This is a genomic window from Stenotrophomonas sp. AS012628, from assembly GCF_010608305.1.
GTDB classification, from domain to species: Bacteria; Pseudomonadota; Gammaproteobacteria; order Xanthomonadales; family Xanthomonadaceae; genus Stenotrophomonas; species Stenotrophomonas geniculata.
The window spans coordinates 1-277 of record NZ_VMBJ01000125.1; the positions used below are offsets into that span (position 1 = coordinate 1).

1 protein-coding gene is annotated in these 277 nt (G+C 39.4%); it reads right to left on the reverse strand.

The window, feature by feature from the left end; translation table 11 throughout:
* Positions 1 to 277 (reverse strand): HAD-IA family hydrolase (locus tag G5A07_RS21245; protein ID WP_191863973.1); only part of this gene is annotated, 277 nt, incomplete at both ends.

Consider the following 277-nt stretch of genomic DNA (forward strand, 5'->3'; position numbering starts at 1 on the left):
GGCTAATATGTTGATCCGGGGAATGCCATCGGGTGTGTAATCCCGCCTTTGCAGCTCCTTCAATGTGCATTTTGCCATCATCTACAAATATAGTCTCATCAGCCTGAATACCCGCATTTTGCAAAACAAAATTAAATGCTTCAACATCCGGCTTTCTGTATCCAATCTCATGAGAATACCAGGTCTTTTCAAATAGTTTTTCAAAAGTAAGAAATGCCTCTGAACCCATTTTATTTCTTACATATCCGAGATGTGTTTCATTGGTATTGCTGAACAG